Source organism: Flavobacterium sp. WC2509 (assembly GCF_052683105.1).
The window spans coordinates 3,134,541-3,153,307 of record NZ_JBQZFG010000001.1; the positions used below are offsets into that span (position 1 = coordinate 3,134,541).

19 protein-coding genes are annotated in these 18,767 nt (G+C 35.1%); 8 read left to right on the forward strand and 11 right to left on the reverse strand.

Annotation, left to right across the window (positions count from 1 at the left end; translation table 11 throughout):
- Window positions 1-290: 290 nt before the first annotated feature.
- Window positions 291-1,388: a pectate lyase family protein gene (locus tag ACUN3A_RS13050; RefSeq protein WP_445551722.1), complete on the forward strand. Its 1,098-nt coding sequence runs from the start codon at window positions 291-293 to the stop codon at window positions 1,386-1,388.
- Between the two features lie 72 nt (window positions 1,389-1,460).
- Here ACUN3A_RS13050 and ACUN3A_RS13055 read toward each other — a convergent pair whose 3' ends face one another.
- From ACUN3A_RS13055 to ACUN3A_RS13075, 5 genes are all read right to left on the reverse strand, one after another.
- A complete protein-coding gene (locus ACUN3A_RS13055; RefSeq protein ID WP_445551723.1) occupies window positions 1,461-1,853 on the reverse strand; it encodes a group III truncated hemoglobin in 393 nt (130 codons plus the stop codon).
- A 72-nt stretch (window positions 1,854-1,925) separates the two neighbouring features.
- Window positions 1,926-3,170: a threonine ammonia-lyase IlvA gene (gene ilvA / locus ACUN3A_RS13060; RefSeq protein ID WP_445551724.1), complete on the reverse strand. Its 1,245-nt coding sequence runs from the start codon at window positions 3,168-3,170 to the stop codon at window positions 1,926-1,928.
- 263 nt (window positions 3,171-3,433) lie between these two features.
- A complete protein-coding gene (locus ACUN3A_RS13065; protein ID WP_445551725.1) occupies window positions 3,434-3,979 on the reverse strand; it encodes a DUF4136 domain-containing protein in 546 nt (181 codons plus the stop codon).
- Window positions 3,980-4,359: 380 nt separating this feature from the next.
- A complete protein-coding gene (locus ACUN3A_RS13070) occupies window positions 4,360-6,339 on the reverse strand; it encodes a urocanate hydratase (protein WP_445551726.1) in 1,980 nt (659 codons plus the stop codon).
- A gap of 248 nt (window positions 6,340-6,587) precedes the next feature.
- Window positions 6,588-6,764: a DUF5522 domain-containing protein gene (locus ACUN3A_RS13075; RefSeq protein WP_445551727.1), complete on the reverse strand. Its 177-nt coding sequence runs from the start codon at window positions 6,762-6,764 to the stop codon at window positions 6,588-6,590.
- A gap of 438 nt (window positions 6,765-7,202) precedes the next feature.
- Here ACUN3A_RS13075 and ACUN3A_RS13080 point away from each other — a divergent pair, with 438 nt between their 5' ends.
- The 5 genes from ACUN3A_RS13080 to ACUN3A_RS13100 all read left to right on the forward strand — a co-directional run bounded on the left by ACUN3A_RS13080 (window position 7,203) and on the right by ACUN3A_RS13100 (window position 12,144).
- Complete coding sequence (locus tag ACUN3A_RS13080; RefSeq protein ID WP_445551728.1) at window positions 7,203-8,093, forward strand: 1-aminocyclopropane-1-carboxylate deaminase/D-cysteine desulfhydrase; 891 nt, start codon at window positions 7,203-7,205, stop codon at window positions 8,091-8,093.
- Between the two features lie 28 nt (window positions 8,094-8,121).
- Window positions 8,122-8,937, forward strand: a complete 816-nt coding sequence (locus ACUN3A_RS13085; RefSeq protein ID WP_445551729.1) for a glucosaminidase domain-containing protein — start codon at window positions 8,122-8,124, stop codon at window positions 8,935-8,937.
- A 108-nt stretch (window positions 8,938-9,045) separates the two neighbouring features.
- Window positions 9,046-9,459 (forward strand): hypothetical protein, encoded by a 414-nt coding sequence (locus tag ACUN3A_RS13090; protein ID WP_445551730.1) that lies wholly within the window; start codon window positions 9,046-9,048, stop codon window positions 9,457-9,459.
- 87 nt (window positions 9,460-9,546) lie between these two features.
- Window positions 9,547-10,833 carry a glutamate-1-semialdehyde 2,1-aminomutase gene (hemL, locus tag ACUN3A_RS13095; protein ID WP_445551731.1) on the forward strand — a complete coding sequence of 429 codons (1,287 nt, stop codon included), beginning with the start codon at window positions 9,547-9,549 and terminating at the stop codon, window positions 10,831-10,833.
- A gap of 141 nt (window positions 10,834-10,974) precedes the next feature.
- On the forward strand, window positions 10,975-12,144 hold the full coding sequence (locus tag ACUN3A_RS13100; protein ID WP_445551732.1) for a molybdopterin molybdotransferase MoeA: 1,170 nt from the start codon (window positions 10,975-10,977) through the stop codon (window positions 12,142-12,144).
- A 3-nt stretch (window positions 12,145-12,147) separates the two neighbouring features.
- Here ACUN3A_RS13100 and ACUN3A_RS13105 read toward each other — a convergent pair whose 3' ends face one another.
- From ACUN3A_RS13105 to ACUN3A_RS13125, 5 genes are all read right to left on the reverse strand, one after another.
- Window positions 12,148-12,534: an RDD family protein gene (locus ACUN3A_RS13105; protein ID WP_445551733.1), complete on the reverse strand. Its 387-nt coding sequence runs from the start codon at window positions 12,532-12,534 to the stop codon at window positions 12,148-12,150.
- A 16-nt stretch (window positions 12,535-12,550) separates the two neighbouring features.
- Window positions 12,551-13,066, reverse strand: a complete 516-nt coding sequence (locus tag ACUN3A_RS13110; protein WP_445551734.1) for a GNAT family N-acetyltransferase — start codon at window positions 13,064-13,066, stop codon at window positions 12,551-12,553.
- A 25-nt stretch (window positions 13,067-13,091) separates the two neighbouring features.
- Window positions 13,092-13,454, reverse strand: coding sequence for a DUF2200 domain-containing protein (locus tag ACUN3A_RS13115; RefSeq protein ID WP_445551735.1), 363 nt, complete (start codon window positions 13,452-13,454; stop codon window positions 13,092-13,094).
- 24 nt (window positions 13,455-13,478) lie between these two features.
- A complete protein-coding gene (locus ACUN3A_RS13120) occupies window positions 13,479-13,871 on the reverse strand; it encodes a DUF1801 domain-containing protein (RefSeq protein ID WP_445551736.1) in 393 nt (130 codons plus the stop codon).
- A gap of 134 nt (window positions 13,872-14,005) precedes the next feature.
- The gene (locus ACUN3A_RS13125; RefSeq protein WP_445551737.1) at window positions 14,006-15,088 is read right to left on the reverse strand and encodes a DNA alkylation repair protein; all 1,083 of its coding nucleotides are present in this window, start codon (window positions 15,086-15,088) and stop codon (window positions 14,006-14,008) included.
- Window positions 15,089-15,226: 138 nt separating this feature from the next.
- Here ACUN3A_RS13125 and ACUN3A_RS13130 point away from each other — a divergent pair, with 138 nt between their 5' ends.
- Window positions 15,227-15,886 (forward strand): HAD family hydrolase, encoded by a 660-nt coding sequence (locus tag ACUN3A_RS13130; RefSeq protein ID WP_445551738.1) that lies wholly within the window; start codon window positions 15,227-15,229, stop codon window positions 15,884-15,886.
- Between the two features lie 262 nt (window positions 15,887-16,148).
- Here the strand turns inward: ACUN3A_RS13130 and ACUN3A_RS13135 are convergent, their stop codons facing one another.
- Window positions 16,149-17,258, reverse strand: a complete 1,110-nt coding sequence (locus ACUN3A_RS13135; RefSeq protein WP_445551739.1) for an AI-2E family transporter — start codon at window positions 17,256-17,258, stop codon at window positions 16,149-16,151.
- Between the two features lie 271 nt (window positions 17,259-17,529).
- Here ACUN3A_RS13135 and glgA point away from each other — a divergent pair, with 271 nt between their 5' ends.
- Window positions 17,530-18,756, forward strand: a complete 1,227-nt coding sequence (gene glgA, locus ACUN3A_RS13140; protein ID WP_445551740.1) for a glycogen synthase — start codon at window positions 17,530-17,532, stop codon at window positions 18,754-18,756.
- The last annotated feature ends 11 nt before the right edge of the window (window positions 18,757-18,767 follow it).

Below are 18,767 nucleotides of genomic sequence, written 5' to 3' on the forward strand. Positions count from 1 at the left end.
TGCTATCTGGGCTAGGATAGACGGAGACTTAACAAATATTTTTCAATCATAATCTTTACTACTTTTATATATTGAAATGAGTTTATGTTCCAGTCTTTAGTGTATTAGAGTCAGATGAGAAAGAGATTCTTTTGGTGTTATTTTTTAATACAATTTGATTCAAAGTAATAAAATGATAGTAATAAAGTTAAAATAATAGTGTGCTGTCAAAAAAAAAATTAATTTTGGACTTTGTAATCGATTACAAAATTCGAAACGTTAATAAAACCACACATTAACTAAACCAAATTATGAATTCAAAATTGCTAAATGCACTCTTTTCAGCGGTCTTTTTACTTACGGTAACGACATGCACATATTCTCAAACACCTGATTTTTCTTTAGTTGGTTTTGCTACCGAAAATGGCGGAACTACTGGTGGAGCTGGTGGTACCGAAGTAACAGTAACAACTTTTGCCGAACTTAAACAATATGCCGAAACTATAGATACTAAATACATAATTAAATTTTCTGATACCATAAAAGGATCAGGAAGTATTGCTAATAAAGACTATGTTGGATCCATTAAAGTTGCTTCAAATAAAAGTATTATTGGGGTAGGGGATAAAGCATTTTTGGATGGTGTAGGATTTACAATAAAAAATTCCAAAAATATTATTATTCAAAATATTAAATTTTCATTGATATCTGTTGCTAAAGCAATACCAGCTGATTCAGAAAATATTCCTAGAACCTATAGTAAATTAGGAGACGAAGGTCGCCCTCAGATATTGGTCAATGAAGGTGATTTAATCTCAATATCGCAGACTAGTACTAATATTTGGATTGATCATTGTGAGTTTTTTGAAGAAGATCCATACAAACAAACCAATCAGGATTTATATGACGGATTGGTTGATGTGAAAGATAATAGTGGATTTATTACTATTTCTTGGTGTTATTTTCATGACCATCATAAATGCAGTTTAATAGGTAGTTCTGATAAAGACTTGTATTCGGATAGAAAGATTACTTTTCATCATAATTACTATAAAACTATTCAAGAGCGAGTGCCGTTGTATAGAGGGGGTACGGCACATTTTTTCAATAATTATGCCTATGATATTTATGGAGGTATTGTGAATTCCCGTGTAGGGGCTTGCATACGTGTTGAGAAAAACTATTTCGAAAAATGTAAAAACACAGTGTATTCTAAAAACAGCAAGATTGTTGGAAGTGCGGAACGTATTGATAATAAAGAAATAGATTGCACTAGTAAAGAAGGTTATCCTGCAGATTGTATTGCCACTATTCCGTACAATTATTCAACGGTGTTAACCAATACAACAGCTGATGTAAAAAGTATAGTAACAACTTATGCAGGCGTTGGGAAGTTAACTGGAAATTAGATAAATAATTTTTAAGATAAAACGGCATTAATTTTAAACCTATTATGGTTGAAATTAATGCCGTTCGTTTTTTTACAAAAGTGGATGCTTTCCTTCATGCCTAAAATATTCAATTTTATAATTGAACATTTCTGCCATATTTTGCCCTCTAAGTTTGGCTTCTTCAGCAAGTGGTCCAGTAAATAAGCTATCTACGGTATTAGTGAAAATTTCCATCCAGCGATTGAAGTGTTTTTTCTCAACAGGAAGCTGTCTGTGAGGAGGAAAAGGACTTCCGGAATAAGTATGTTCTTCCAATAAAATCGTTTGCCAAAAGCGGTACATTTTCTCTAAATGTTCTGTCCAGCGATCACCTATTTTTTCATTAAAAATGGCGCCAATCAAATCGTCTTTTTGTACTGTTGAATAAAAAGTATTAACTAATAATTGAATGTCTTCTATGTTTGAAATGTCTTTGTTTATCATGATATTTTGATGTAAAATGCTCTTTCAAAGATACGTTATAATTAAAAAAGCGATAGAAAATGAATTGTTAATTTATCCTATCAATTGGGTAAAAAGGTCATGCCTTTCATTGAGATATTGGTATTCAAATCCTTTACTATTCATATTGTTTTTGATAGCATGAATGTCATTTGGATTCTTCAATTCTAATCCCACAACGACCGATCCTACTTCGCGGCTATTCTTTTTGGCAAACTGAAAATAGGTGATATCATCATCAGGACCCAAGATGTCGTTTACAAATTCCTTTAAAGCCCCAGGACGTTGCGGAAACTGTATCATAAAGTAATGCATCAATCCTTCATAGAGCAAGGAACGTTCTTTTATTTCTGCGGTTCTTTCGATGTCGTTGTTGCTGCCACTAACAATGCAGACTACGGTTTTTCCTTTTATTTCTTCCTTGTAAAAATCCAAAGCTGCTATCGTTAATGCTCCTGCAGGCTCTACTACCATGGCTTCTTCATTGTACAAACGCAATATGGTGGTGCATACTTTTCCTTCGGGAACCAGTATGATGTCCTCTAAGTTTTTTTGGCAAATGTCAAAAGTCAGATTTCCTACTTGTTTCACTGCTGCGCCATCGACAAATTTATCGATAGTGTCAAGCGGAGTATTTTTATGATTGGCAATTGAAGTTTTCATCGAAGGAGCTCCTTGAGGTTCTACTCCAATGATTTTGGTATTAGGACTCAATTGTTTAAAAACTGTCGAAAGTCCCGATGCCAAGCCACCACCACCTATGGGAATGAATACATAATCAATAGGTTCGTGGTACGTGTCCAGAATTTCTAATCCAACAGTTCCTTGTCCTGCGATAACTTCCAAATCATCAAAAGGATGAATGAATGCTTTGTTGTTTTGGGAGGCATCAGTAACGGCTTTTCCGTAAGCATCATCAAAAGTATCGCCAGTCAAGACAATTTCAACATAATTTTTTCCAAACAATTGTACTTGTTTTACCTTTTGTTTGGGTGTTGTTTTTGGCATGTAAATTTTGCCCATTATTTTCAAAAGATGGCAAGAATACGCCACTCCCTGAGCATGATTTCCAGCACTGGCACAGACAATTCCATTTTCTTTTTCGGTATCAGTTAAGGAACTCATTTTATTGTAAGCCCCTCTTATTTTGTAGGATCGAACCACTTGCAGGTCTTCACGTTTTAGTAAAACTGTTGCTCCAAATTCTTCTGATAAATTTAAGTTTTCAATCAAGGGAGTTGTAGGAACTACATTTTCTAATTGTTTTTGTGCTTGTTGTATTGCTGTAAATAATTCCATTTTATTGTGTTTTACTTTTGAGAATCATATTTTAATGATTCGACAATTTGTTGTTGATAGAGTTTTCTTGGTTTTATAAAATAAAAAAACCTCCCGATGTGGGAGGCTTCATAAATATATTGATTACTTATTTATACAACACCTCGCCATAGCTATCGAATGATAATTATGATAATGGCAATGATGATGTTAATTAAGTTTTTCATTTTTTGTGCTTAGATTACAAATATATTCATTTTTAAAGTGACTAAGAAAATAAACTATTACTTTTTAGCTTTAGGAAGGGTCGGTGGGTATTGTGCCAAAATTTGGGTAACAATATCATTAACAATTACGTCTTTTTCGTCCATGTTTTTGCTGAGCGTTCCAGTTCCTTCACCCTGCCAGACAAGTTCTTTCTTTTTGGCATCGATAAGGTCAATGTACAAAGTTCCCTCTGTTGATGAGCTAACGGTGGTTTGTCCTCCATACATATAAGGATTCCAGCCATAACCCCAACCGTATCCCCAGCCAGCGTTGAATTGGTTAACACTCACTTGTTCGCGAGATTTGGTGAAAATATTTACCAATAAATCAGGAGTTTCACTCTTCGTAAAACCTTTGGCTTGCATTTGTCGGTCGATGGCGTTTAGAATTCTTTTTTTATCCAAATCAGATATCTCGACTTTATCAATACCGGATTTCATAAAAGCGAACGTTTTATATGGTGCAAAATCAACTGATCTGTCATAATCTGAATATACTTGGACTGTATCACAAGATGCAAGTATGAAAAGTAATAATATGGGAAGGAGCTTAAGTGTTTTCATATTTATTTGATTTATATTGGTGTATGCAACTGCAAAAATCGTACCAATTTGGTTGTTTTAAGGTAGTTAAAAAAAAGATTTTTTAAAATGCATTTGTTTGTAGTTAGCTGTGTTAGCCCTGATAGTAGCGGAAAGCATTTTTTGATAAACGAGTATTTTTTTCTTGAATAAAAAAAGCGACCAACGGAAGCTCTTTTTTGTTCTTAGAAAAAAACGAGTTTATGAAAAATCTTGTAGCGGAAAGCAGGATTAGCTACTGAAAATTTCTTTAGATTTTATTTTTATTTGGTGAATCTGCAAAAATCTGCGTGACCAAAAAGGTTAATACGCAGATTTTAGCAGATGCAGCAGATTTAAAAATTTTTAGATTTGCTTTTGTTTTATTCCAACAATTTATCATCCACCAAATTCGGTAATGTTACTTTTAACAGCGGTTCGACTTCCATTGCACGTTTTATGGCAAAAACAGCGCCTTCGTTACGAGCCCAACTGCGCCTTGAGATTCCGTTATTGACATCCCAAAAAAGCATAGAAGCTAAGCGACGGGAAGCTTCTTTGGAGCCATCAAGCACCATTCCGAAACCACCGTTGATAACTTCACCCCAGCCAACGCCACCACCATTGTGTATGGAAACCCAGGTAGCGCCACGGAAACTGTCGCCAATCACGTTTTGAATCGCCATATCGGCTGTAAAGCGTGAACCGTCATAAATATTGGAAGTTTCTCTGTAAGGCGAATCGGTTCCCGAAACGTCGTGATGGTCACGACCTAAAACTACCAATCCTATTTGACCTTTGGTAATAGCCTGGTTGAAAGCTTCGGCAATTTTTACACGACCTTCGGCATCTGCATATAGGATTCGGGCTTGAGAACCCACAACCAATTTGTTTTCCTGTGCGCCTTTTATCCACTGAATATTATCCTGCATTTGCTGCTGAATTTCTATTGGTGCAGTTTTGGCCATTTCTTCCAAAACTTGACAGGCAATAGCATCTGTTTTGGCTAAATCTTCAGGTTTTCCAGAAGTACAAACCCAGCGGAAAGGGCCAAAACCATAATCAAAACACATAGGACCCATAATGTCCTGCACATAACTTGGGTATCTGAAATCAATATTATTCTCGGTCATAATATCGGCACCGGCACGCGAAGCTTCCAGTAAAAAGGCATTTCCGTAATCAAAGAAATACGTTCCTTTGGCTGTGTGTTTATTAATGGCGTTTGTATGGCGACGCAATGTTTCCTGTACTTTTTCCTTGAATAAATCAGGATTATTGGCCATCATTTCATTCGCTTCTTCAAATGAAATCCCAAACGGATAATATCCTCCAGCCCACGGATTGTGAAGCGAAGTTTGGTCGGAACCCAAATCGATATAAAGATTTTCTTCGTCAAATCGTTCCCAAACATCGACCACGTTTCCGAGGTAGGCGATAGAAACGGTTTCGTTATTGGCTTTCGCCAATGCCACTCTTTTGACCAATTCGTCAATGTCTTCTACCACTTCATTAATCCAGCCTTGACTGTGGCGAATATGTGTTATTTTAGCATTTACCTCGGCGCAAACTGTGATACAGCCTGCTATATTTCCGGCTTTCGGTTGCGCGCCACTCATTCCTCCCAATCCAGAAGTCACGAATAAACCTCCTTTTGGACTGCGTTTTATTTTTCGGAAACCGTTTAAAACTGTGATTGTCGTTCCGTGGACAATTCCCTGCGGGCCTATGTACATATAACTTCCAGCGGTCATTTGCCCGTATTGAGAAACGCCTAAGGCATTCATTCGCTCCCAGTCGTCGGGTTGCGAATAATTTGGGATTACCATTCCGTTGGTCACCACGACTCTTGGCGCTTCTTTATGAGAAGGAAACAATCCCATTGGATGACCAGAATACATTGTCAACGTTTGCTCATCGGTCATTTCCGATAAGTATTTCATCGTCAATAAATATTGCGCCCAGTTTGAGAAAACCGCACCATTTCCGCCGTAAGTAATCAATTCATGCGGATGTTGTGCCACCGCGTAATCCAGATTGTTCTGAATCATTAGCATAATGGCTTTGGCTTGCTCGCATTTTTCAGGATATTCCGAAATTGGGCGGGCATACATTCTATAATCGGGACGCAAACGGTACATATAAATACGGCCGTAAGTCTCTAGTTCGTTGCGAAATTCAGGAATTAATTCGGCGTGATTTTTTGGCTCAAAATAGCGTAAAGCATTTCGAAGTGCCAGTTTTTTTTCTTCGTCAGACAAGATTTCTTTCCGTTTCGGCGCGTGGTTAATGTTGGTTTCATACGGTTTTGGCTGTGGTAATATAGAAGGGATTCCTTGTTGTATTTGTTCTTGAAAAGTCATTTTTTTTTAGATTTTTAGATTTTCAGATTGTTCGATTTTTAGATTTTTTGGAATAGTCGAATAATCTAAAAAGCGAATAATCATTTTTTAATTAAAATGCAGAATTTATATGGTAAACTAGGGATACCGTATATCCGACCTGTGGTAGGACTTGTGAATTTTAATTCTATATTTTAAAGAAAGAATATCCATTTCTGCTTTCGAATGTTTAATGATAATACTGAAATCTAAATTCTGCCTTCTGTAATCTATTTTCTTATCGAACCAGTCTTTTTATCAAATCCATAAGGACAATGACGACAACCGCTTTTGCAGCAATGACCTCTTTTCAAATGGTATTTTTCGGTAAAACATTTATATCCTTCGGGCGTATAATAAAAATCTTCTCCTTCTATTAATTTATTTTCACTACTTTGCTCTGCCATTCTGTTTTTATACTTGAAATTTGTTGTTGGTCGATTGTGTTTTTCTTTAATTTTGACTCTATTATCAGTACAAATCTATAAATTTTATAAACAATGTTTGTGATTGTTGTCAAATATTTAATTCCTAAAGGATTTCGAGGGTTAACAATCTTTCCTTTCGTATTAATAAAACACTCCTTTGATTCTCAAAATAAAGTATTGGTTAATCACGAAAAAATACACATCAGACAGCAATTAGAATTACTCGTTTTGCCTTTTTTTCTTTGGTATTTTGTCGAATATGCGGTACGTTTGCTACAGTACAAAAATGCTAATTTAGCCTATAGGAATATAAGTTTTGAAAGGGAAGCTTATGCAAATGAAATCAATTTGAATTACCTTGAAACGAGAACTTTTTTTAGTTTTTTGAACTATTTAAAAACTAATAAATCCTAAACTTTGAATCAAAAAATAACATACAAACTGCCGAATGGAATTTCACTCGAAATAAAGCGGGAAGATTTGCTTCATCCTTTTATATCGGGGAATAAATTCAGGAAGCTAAAGTATAATCTGCTTCAGGCGAAATCTGAAAATCAGGAAACCATATTGACTTTTGGCGGAGCGTATTCCAATCATATTGCCGCAGTAGCTTATGCAGGAAAAGAACAGGGTTTTAAAACTATAGGTATTATTCGTGGTGATGAATTAGCTGATAAAATTTCAGAAAATCCGACTTTATTGTTTGCTCAGGAATGCGGAATGCAATTTGAGTTTGTAACAAGGGAAGATTATCGAATGAAAACCGAACCCGATTTTATAGTTAATCTAAAAGATAAATTCGGTTCTTTCTATTTGGTGCCCGAAGGCGGTACGAATGAATATGCCGTAAAAGGCTGCGAAGAAATACTGACCAAGGAAGACTCTAAATTTGATTATGTATGCTGTGCAGTAGGAACTGGCGGAACGATTTCGGGGATTATTAATAGTGCGTTGCCACACCAAAAAGTTTTGGGATTTCCAGCATTAAAAGGGGACTTTTTAAAAGATGAAATTCGTAATTTTGCCACCAACAAAAATTGGGAATTAATAACCGATTATCATTTTGGGGGCTACGGAAAGGTAAATGAAGAATTGATTCAGTTTATTAATCAGTTTTATAGACAAACAAAAATTCCTTTGGATCCGATTTATACAGGAAAGATGGTTTTTGGCGTTATAGATTTAATACAAAAAAACTATTTCCCTGAAAATTCCAAAATTCTATTGATTCATACTGGAGGATTACAGGGAATTCAAGGGATGAATACGCTTTTGAAAAATAAAAACAAAACATTGATTGATGTATAACAGCAAAATCAATATCAAATATCAAAATATGATCAAGAAAATATTTTTATTTCTCTTAATTACAACTCTTATAAGTTGTGGTTCTTCAAAATCAACAATTCAAACCACAAAAAAACCGGTAGGATGGAAATATTCTAAACCAATCCAAAACGGCGGTAGTGGTAAAACAAAGTCAACCACCGAAATAGTTAATGGTTATATTGCTCAATACAATGGCGTTGCGATGAGCAATATGAAAACATACGGAATTCCCGCTAGTATTATTTTGGCACAAGGAATTCTGGAATCAGGAGCGGGACAAAGTGATTTAGCAACAAATGCTAATAATCATTTTGGAATAAAATGTCATAACGATTGGACAGGTAATAAAGTCTATAAGGATGATGATTCTGCGAATGAATGTTTTAGAAAATACAATCAGGCTTCTGAATCGTATAAAGACCATGCCATGGTATTAACAGGTAAAACTAGATATGCCAGTTTGTTTAAATTGCCGAAAGGTGATTACAAAGCATGGGCAAAAGGGTTGCGTGAAGCGGGCTATGCTACCGACCCAAAATATCCTGAAAAATTAATTGGTTACATTGAATTGTATAATTTACATGAATATGATTCCAAAGTTTTAGGGAAAGAATATAAAAAAGAAGATATCAAAAAAGAAGAGTCTAAAGTAGTAGCACAAAATGATTTTGGTACCAACTCAACCAATTCGTATGAGATTCAAAAAGGAGATACCTTTTATTCGGTTTCTAAGAAATTCAATTTATCAATAGAAGAATTAAAGCAAAAAAATAATCTAACAGAGAATACACTTTCGATAGGACAGAAGCTGATTGTGAAGTAAGTTGGCAATTCTCAGTTGTTTTTACAGAAATAATAAAAGGAGTATTTTTTATCAATTCAATTAGTTTTGTCAGTTATTTGATGGTAAGTGATTTAAAAAAAAATAAAAATGAAGTATTTGATTTCCGAAGAAAGAAAAGCAAAAGCGATTAAAAAGAACAGGGTATTTATGTCCCTTAATTACGGAGTAGGTGTTATTATTGCAAGTATAGCAATTTTAACAAAATTTAATACATTGCCAATAGAAAAGTTGTTTTTTTTCTTTGGAATAATCCTAATTGCACCTATTGCATGGTGGTATTTTGACAGAAACTTTAGAAATAAAGTGAATTCCGAATATGAAATCCTAAACGGGAAATTAATTATTACAGAAAATGGAAAACAAAAGACCACAGAATTACAATCGATTAAAAAAATAACCAAAATTCCTAGTGGACACCGAATTATATCTAATAATGGAACATTTTATATATTGAATGGTGTTGAAAATGGCGAAGAATTAATAAGTAAGCTTGAAAAATAAGCTAATTGCTATCATCAAGGATTGGGTGATTTTTCAAAACATAAAGTTAATAATCTAAAATTCTAATAATCTATAAGTCTAAATATAATGATCTATAAAAGAAGTAGTGCCCTTTTTGCTGAGGCAGAAAAAGTAATCCCAGGAGGAGTAAATTCACCCGTAAGAGCTTTTAAAGCCGTGGGCGGAACGCCAATATTTGTTAAAAGTGCCAAAGGAGCGTATTTGTACGATGAAGACGGAAACCGATTAATTGATTACATTAACTCTTGGGGACCAATGATTTTAGGGCATGCTTATGAGCCTGTTGTGGAAGCAATAATTGAAAAAGCAAAATTGGGAACTTCTTTTGGAATGCCTACTGAATTAGAAACTCAAATTGCTGCATTGGCTGTTTCGATGGTTCCGAATATCGATAAAATCCGTTTTGTGAATTCGGGAACAGAAGCGTGTATGAGTGCGGTGCGTTTAGCTCGCGGATTTACAAAAAGAGATAGAATTATCAAGTTTGCTGGCTGTTATCACGGTCATTCCGATTCATTTTTGATTCAAGCGGGGAGCGGGGCAGTAACTTTTGGAACGCCAAATAGTCCAGGTGTGACTGAAGGAACAGCTAAAGACACTTTGCTAGCCAAATACAATGATTTGGAAAATGTGAAGACTTTAATTGAAGCTAACAAAAATGAGATTGCAGCAATAATTGTTGAGCCAGTTGCTGGTAATATGGGATGTATTCCACCAGTTAAAGGATTTTTGGAAGGATTACGTGAGTTGTGTACTGCAAATGGAATTTTATTGATTTTCGATGAAGTAATGACAGGCTTTCGATTGGCGAGAGGCGGAGTGCAGGAACTTTTTAATATCAAAGCTGATATTGTTTGCTTCGGGAAAGTAATTGGAGGAGGATTGCCAGTTGGTGCTTTTGCAGCTCGTGCCGAAATTATGAATTTCTTAGCACCGCTTGGACCTGTTTATCAAGCGGGAACTTTATCAGGAAATCCATTAGCTATGGCAGCGGGATTGGCGATGTTGCAAGCATTAGACAGTGATCGTGATATTTTCAAAAGACTGGAAGAAAAAACAGCTTATTTAGGCGCAGGAATCGAGAGAGTTTTGAGAGCCAATAATGTTGTATTCACTATCAATACAATTGGGTCTATGATTTCAGTCCATTTTGATGCAAATCCAGTAACTGATTTTAAATCTGCTGCGGCAGGTGATAATGAAACTTTTAAGAAATTTTTCCACGGATTAGTAGCCGAAGGAGTGTATATCGCACCATCAGCCTATGAAACTTGGTTTATCACAGATGCATTGACTTATGAAGATTTAGATTTTACTATTAATGCAATTGATAAAATTTCTAAAACGTTCTAAATAACATCAAATAATAAACAAGAATTCCACCAATTTACACAAATCAATTTGTGTAAATTGGTGGAATTTGTGTTTTATTTGAATCAGTTCGCTAAATTCATTTTCGAATTGTATTTTTGAAAATAAATTAATCTTATACATATGATTTCTGCTCAAGAAGCCTTTTCGATATTACAAGCAAATTTACCAGTGTTGACCGAAGTAGAATGTTCTCTTTTTCAAGCGAGAAAACATATTTTGGCAAAATCACTTTTATCACCAATTAATATGCCTCCTTTTCGTCAATCGGCGATGGATGGGTATGCTTTGTGTTTGCATGATAATTTGCAGTATGAAATTGTCGGTGAAGTGAAAGCGGGAGATTCTCATATTGTCGAATTGCTTCCTGGTCAAGCCGTAAAGATTTTTACAGGAGCTGCAGTGCCCGATTCGGCACAAGCAGTTATTCAAATTGAAAAGGTTACTGCAGACGGAACACAGTTGTTGCTGGATGAATTAGTATTATCCGAAACCAATGTTAGACCCATAGGCGAGCAAATTTCGGCAGGAGATTTGGCACTTGAAAAAGGAACCCTTTTGAATGCTGCTGCAATTGGATTTTTAGCAGGACTTGGTTTTACAAAAGTTAAAGTGTATCAAAAACCAAACGTTGGAATTGTTGTAACAGGAAATGAATTGTCTAAACCTGGAACACCACTCGAATACGGAAAAGTGTATGAAAGCAATGGAATTATGTTGCAATCGGCATTGATGGATGGTTATTATGATGCCGTAACTTTGTACGAAGTCAATGATGATTTTGAAAATACTAAAAATAAATTGCACGAAGCTCTAACAAATAATGATGTAGTATTAGTCTCTGGTGGAATATCGGTTGGAGATTATGATTTCGTAGCAAGGGCTTTGAAAGAACTGGAAGTAGAAACTTTATTTTACAAAGTAAATCAAAAACCGGGGAAACCTTTATTTGCTGGAAAGTTAAACAATAAAATGATTTTTGCATTGCCAGGAAATCCTGCCGCTTGCCTGACTTGTTTTTATGTTTATGTTTTGCCTACGCTAAATATTTTATCGGGCGCTGAAGTCAATTATCAGCAAGCAATTCTATTGCCAATTGCCCATGATTATGATGTGAAAAATTCACGTTCGCAGTTTTTAAAAGCAAATATTAATAATGGGGAAGCAGAAATTTTGTCTCACCAAAATTCTTCGATGCTTAATTCTTTTTCTGTTGCCAACGGATTGGTTTATGTTCCTGATGGGAATTATGAATTAAAAAAAGGGGATAAAGTTGAGGTTTATTTACTGTAATTATTATGCTTTGACCATTATGCTTCCTGAAATTACATCATGAAGAGTTCTGCTTTTTGGACTTATAAAAATACTGATATAAGAAAGCCAGCCAAGTACAATTTTAAAAAAGTATCGAATAATAGCTTGAAAAATATTAAGCCTTTTGGTTGTGTCTGAATTTTTTCTTACTCTTATTTTCATTTTGTCATTACCTAAGGTTGCTCCAAAAGTTGTGCAGATTGGTTCATACATTAATAACGATATAAATAATGCAGCTCTTGTCCAATCAGGCACTTTTTCAAACATATCAAGAATATCCGTAAATAGGAGCATGCAAGCAATTAGTAGAATAGTGTCAATTAAGGTTGATTTAGTTCTGTCTAATACCGAAGGGTAGTTTTTTTCCATGTTTTTATTTTACAATTTAGCTGGTTTTAGCCAAAACTTTTTCGAAAGCTTTTCTTTCGCCTCCTCTAAAATATACTTTGCCACAATATTTGTAACCCGATTTTTCAAAGATTTTCAGCATGGCAATATTGTCAAAATTGGTGTCAGCTTTGACGCTGTATATGTTATTGCTTAGGGCAAATTCCTCTATAAATTCCAGTATTTTTTTAGATAAACCTTTGCCTAAATAATTTTCTGAAATGGCTACTCGGTGAAATACAACAAAGTCATCATTCGATAACCATTCGCCAATTATCTTTGCGTATTGGGGTTCGTCATTTATCAATACGGCTGTATATCCTATAATAATTTCTCCATCGGTTAAAACGAATCCTTGATTTGCATCTATGTCTTTTTTAATCACTTCGGGATTGGGATATCCATCTTGCCATTGGTCACTTCCATCTTCTTTTCTGCGTGCTATCGCCTGTTGTAAAATGTCCCATATTGCAGGAATTTCGGTAGCCGTAGCTTTTCTAAATGAATAATTCATTTTACAAATATTTAATTTTGTTTAATTAACTTCTTAAAATCTTTTCGATGGCTTTTCCTTTGGCCAATTCATCAACCAGTTTGTCTAGGTATCTTACTTGTTGTGTTAATGTATTTTCGATTTCTTCTATTCGATAGCCACAAATTACACCAGTGATAAGATGAGCATTAGGATGTAATGTAGCATTTTGAAAGAATTTTTCAAACGTTACTTTTTCTTCAATTAGCGCTTGTATTTTTACATCATTATATCCAGTTAACCATTCGATTACTTGATGTAATTCTGATTTAGTTCTGCCTTTCTTTTCGACTTTTGCAACATAATGGGGGTATACGGAAGCAAATATCATTTTTGCAATTCGTTCATCGTGATGGCTTGTGTTATTCATGATTTTTAAATTTAATCTCGCACTTTATTTCAATCGTTCTAATACACCTTTTCTTTTTACGATGTTTTTATAGTCCCATTGTATTTCTGTTGATTTTTTCAGCCAGCGTTTTAAATCATTGGCTTCTATTTCAGAAATAGCATTGTAGAATATAGAAGCATCTTTGAATTTTTGACCTCGAACGTTTAAAACTTCTTCTTCAAAGTCAGCTCCACTCCAAAACATTAGTCGTATTCCAGCTTTTTGGTTGCTGTAACCAACAATTGGGTTTCCGTCTAAAAACCAAACAGGATGTGCGTGCCAAATTTTATTTTCGGATTCAGGCAATTCGTTACAAATGATTGTAGCAAGTTGATCGCAAATTTCCTTGTCGCCTGAATTTTGTTTGGCATTGTATAATTTGATTTCTTCGTTCATGTCTTTCTGAATATTGTTTATAATGTCAGTCAGTGAAGGTTCTCAGTTTATTTACTTCAAATATAATAAAAGCTTAATAAATCCTTATGAATATTTGTTTCGTTTGCTTGGATTGATTTGAAATTTTGACTCTTTTAGTTTGTCAGTTCGAATGGAATGCTATTTTTTTCTTCTCCGTTTATGATGATAGAAAGCTTTTGTTGTCCAATGTAAAATTTTCGGGTGGTAATCAGTTTAAAACTTTGTTTTCGGTTAATATGCGAAGATTGATTTGGCTGATAAATTCGTTCACTGATTTTAAAAACTTTCTTTGAAAGCTGCCCGTTTTGTCGAAGATAATAAACAGCATATTCAAGTCTTATGGTTTGTGGTTTTTCATCATTGTTTTGAATAGAAAATGAAAATTCCAAATGGTTACCAATGGCCACTTTTGGTGTGTTTATTTTGAAATTGGCAACGGCGACTTTTGAACTGTCAAGTCCAAAGTGTTTTAAAATTTCAGTATTTCCTTGTTTTAAAAGCGTCCGGCAAGCGTGTTTAATAATCGCATCGGTTTCTTTGGCGTGACCGTTCCATTTACTGGCAATTTCAATTACAATTTGTGGATTGTCTTTCGCAATGTCATTAAGATTATTAGCAACGCTTCGTCTCACATATTCGGATGAATCTGATTTTAGAATCGTTAATAAAGGCAAAATAGGATTCGGATTTTTTTTGAGCTCCGGAATTGCCATCGCCCAAGGCAAACGAGGTCTGCAACCTTCGGAAGCAAGCCTTCGAATATGATGATTGGGAGATTCGGCCCATAGTTGCATTACTGCGAGGGTTTTGTCAAAATCATGTTTTAAAAATTCACGAATGGCAAATTCAGAAGAACCAAACTGTGTATAATAAGCCAATGCTTCCATTGAAGTTTCAAAATCGTGAATGCCAAATTGCCCAATATAATCAGGAAAGATAAGCGATGTGTAACCTCTGGGGCTGTTTGGAATTACAGCGTTTAATAGTTTTACAGCCTCTTTAAAATCTGCTGGAAGATGATTTTTGAGTGTTATCGTTGTAAATCGTAATCGTTCATTTAATGACCTGTTTTCTAATCCGTTTGTAACCGAGTCAACAAATTGTTGAATGTTAAAACGGGCATCCGCTTTATTAAATTGGGTTGCCAAATGCTCGTAGAATTTTGTATTGAACATCTCCTTCAGTTCTGTTGCCATATTTTATCTTTAAGGATTAGAAATTGTCTCTGTAAAAGTAGTATTTCTTCAATTAAAGAATTGTTTAAATTTTGTTTTAGCTTTCAATAAAATGCAAATGATTGTATCTTGCAGTCTTTTAAAATAACTACAAATATAATGAAACAGCAATGTGTAATTTTTGATATGGACGGTGTAATCTGTCACACCAATCCAGATCATGGGAAGGCTTTTGAAGCATTTTTTGATAAGTACCAAATTTCTCATTCCCAAAAAGAGTTTGAAGAACATATGTACGGAAAACACAATGGTTATATCATGACGCATTTTTTTAAGCGTCCCATTGCTGGAGAGGAACTTAAAAAATTGGAAGACGAAAAAGAATTGATGTTTCGCGAAATTTATAAAGATAAAGTAGAGACAATTCCGAATTATCTGAAGTTTTTGGAAGAACTGAAATCTCGTGGTTTTAAAACTGCCGTTGCGACATCAGCTCCGCGTGCCAATCTCGACTTGATTATTAATGCCTTAAAAATTGGAGACAAAATGGATTCTATGATGGCAAGTCAGGACGTTCAGCATCATAAACCCAATCCGGAAGTGTACCTAAAATCGGCAGAGCGTGTTGGTGTTGCTCCGTCTGACTGTGTTGTTTTTGAAGATTCTTTTTCAGGAGTTACGGCAGGTCTTAATGCAGGAATGAAAGTAGTTGGCGTTTTGAGCTCACATACAAAAGAGCAATTGCCTCCTTGTGACTTTTACATCAACGATTACAGTGAAGTAAATGTGGACAAGATTTTGGAATTATTGAATAGTTAATAGGTGTGTCATTGCGAGGAACGAAGCAATCTCTCTCTGTACTTCCATTCTGACTGATTATTTACTGAATTTGATTGTGATAGTGAGTTTGCTTCGTTCCTCGCAATGACAAATTTTGCGTGAGGGGTAGGAGTAAGCTACCGAAGTAGCACGGATGACCCGACAGTATAAAGGAAAGGGAGCAACTCACCGCTGTGATGAGTAGCTCCCTTTTCTTTATGGTGGCACGCCCAGATGACGTTTGGCAAATTGATTAAGTAAATTATTCTTCTGCCTCTATTGGCGTTTCTTCTATTTGAGGTTCTTCATTGATGTCTATCCACGAAAGGAAGAATTTATAACCTAATGTTAGGATCACTGCTCCCAAGAATAATCCAATGAAACCGTTGAAAATAAAACCACCGATGGCTCCCAAGAATATTACAAGCATGGGTGCAGGTGGATTGCCTCTTCCTAGGAATATTGGTTTTAGGATATTATCTGAAATTAAAGTGATTCCTACCCAAACAGCCAGTATGGTTGAGGTTGTGGCATCGGTAACAGAATACATATAAATGACTACCGGGATGGCGATTGGACCAATTCCTATTTGTATTATAGCAAGAAAAAGACAGATAATTGTAAAAATTCCAGCAAAAGGCACTCCTGCCAAAAAGAATCCAACTCCAATCATTAACGACTGAATTAACGCTACGCCCAAGAATCCTTTTACAACATTACGAATAGTAATTACGGTAACTTCGGCATAATGTTCACCATTGGAACCTATTAGTTTGATAAAAATGTTTTTAGAAACTTTGACTAATGATTCGGTATATAATAACAAGCCCATTGCAATGGCAATCGATACTATAAATTGTAGAATACCTTTGCCAATTCCTGCTAAAGAGAGCAGTAGCCATGCACCAGCAACTTTTAATTCATCAGTATATTTAAGAGCTACTTTGGAAATGTCAGCGGAGGCGGCTGTCCAAATTTCTACTATTGGTTTTGTTATGGTTGGCCAATTTTTGGTGGTTTCACCAGGAGGCGGAATCAGGTGCTCATTGGTCTGGTAGTAATGGGCAAAATTATTGATTTCTTCGTATAAAGATTGGGTTATGAGTACACTGGGTAAGACTATAATAGTAAGCAATATCAGTGCGACAAATATGGTGGCTAATACTTTTCGACCTTTAAATAATCGAACTACCCTTTCATAAATTGGACTAAAGGCTATGGCAATAACTATCGCCCAGATTATTATTAAAACGAAGGGTTTTAAGATGTCATAACACCAACCAATTAACAGAAAGAGTACGCCAAGGCGAATAAGTGTATCTGCAATTTTTTCAAAATTATATCCGTAGAAATGTGAGTCGTTTTGATTCATTTTTGATTTTTTTAGTTAAATAAAAAAGAAACAGTATTATTATGCTAAACTAGTTAAAATGTAGTAATTATTATCATTAAATAATAATGTCTTTTGTGAAAAGTTTATGTTTTTTGTAGATGAAGCTAAAAAAATGTCAAAAAAATAATGAACAGTTTCTGTATAAAATACATTGTCGTTTTGTATTTTTACTAAATTGAGAGTCAAAGTGTGTTTCAAAGTTTTAATGAGTTGCACTTAAATTATTTTTTAAATTTTAATTAGCTGCCAAATGAAAATAGCGCTTTATAGTAATGAATTTCCACCTAATATTTATGGAGGAGCAGGAGTACATATTGATTTTTTAAGCCATGAATTGGCTAAGTTGGCGCAAGTCGAAGTTCGATGTTTTGGAGATCAAAATGAAGATAAGGGTTCTATGCATGTAGAAGGCATAAATTCTTGTTTGACCAAAATGGTTGATCCCGAAAATGAACATATTAAGATGTTTCATAATTTAAGTCGAAATGTAGAAATGGCTCAAGCCACTCCGAAAGCCGATATTGTTCATTGCCATACTTGGTACACACATTTGGCTGGTGTTTTTACTAGGGAATTATTACAAGTGCCGTTGATATTGACCACACACAGTTTAGAAACGCATCGTCCTTGGAAAGTAGAACAATTAGGGAATGGTTATTTTATGTCCCGATGGATTGAAACCAACGCATATAAATCTGCCGATGGTATTATTGCCGTAAGCGAACAAATGAAAACCGATGTGGTAGAAGCCTATGGCGTGGATCCAAAAAAAGTTACTGTAATCCATAACGGAATTGATCCTGAATTTTACAAACCTACTTTTGACGAAGCTTTATTGAAAGAATATGGAATCGATCCAAATATTCCGTTTGTACTTTTTGTGGGTCGAATTACCCGCCAAAAAGGAATTTCAGGATTGATTGAAGCTGCTCAATATTTTAATGAAGATTGCCAGATTGTGCTTTGCGCTGGCGCTCCCGATACCGAAGAAATTGCTCTGGAAACTTCAGCACTTATTGATGAGCTGAAAACTAAAAGAAAAGGCGTGATTTTGATCTCTGATATGTTGCCTCGTGAAAAAGTCAAAGTGTTATACAGTCATGCACGAGTTTTTGCCTGTCCTTCTTTGTATGAGCCTTTCGGGATTATCAACCTCGAAGCGATGGCTTGTGAAACTCCTGTTGTAGGTAGTCACGTGGGTGGAATTCCAGAGATAATTGTTGAAGGAGAAACAGGATATTTGATTCCGTTGGAAAGTATTTCCAGAACTAATTTCAATCCGTTAGATCCGACAGCTTTCCAAAAAGCATTAGCTGCGAAAGTGAATGCATTGTTAGATAATGAAGAGTTAGCTACAAAAATGGGTAAAGCAGGCCGAGTGCGAGTTTTAGAAAAATTCAGTTGGGAATCGATTGCAAAAACCACATTTAACTATTATCAGGAAGTAATAGCTAGATTCGAAAAAGAACAGGCTTAGATAATATGATA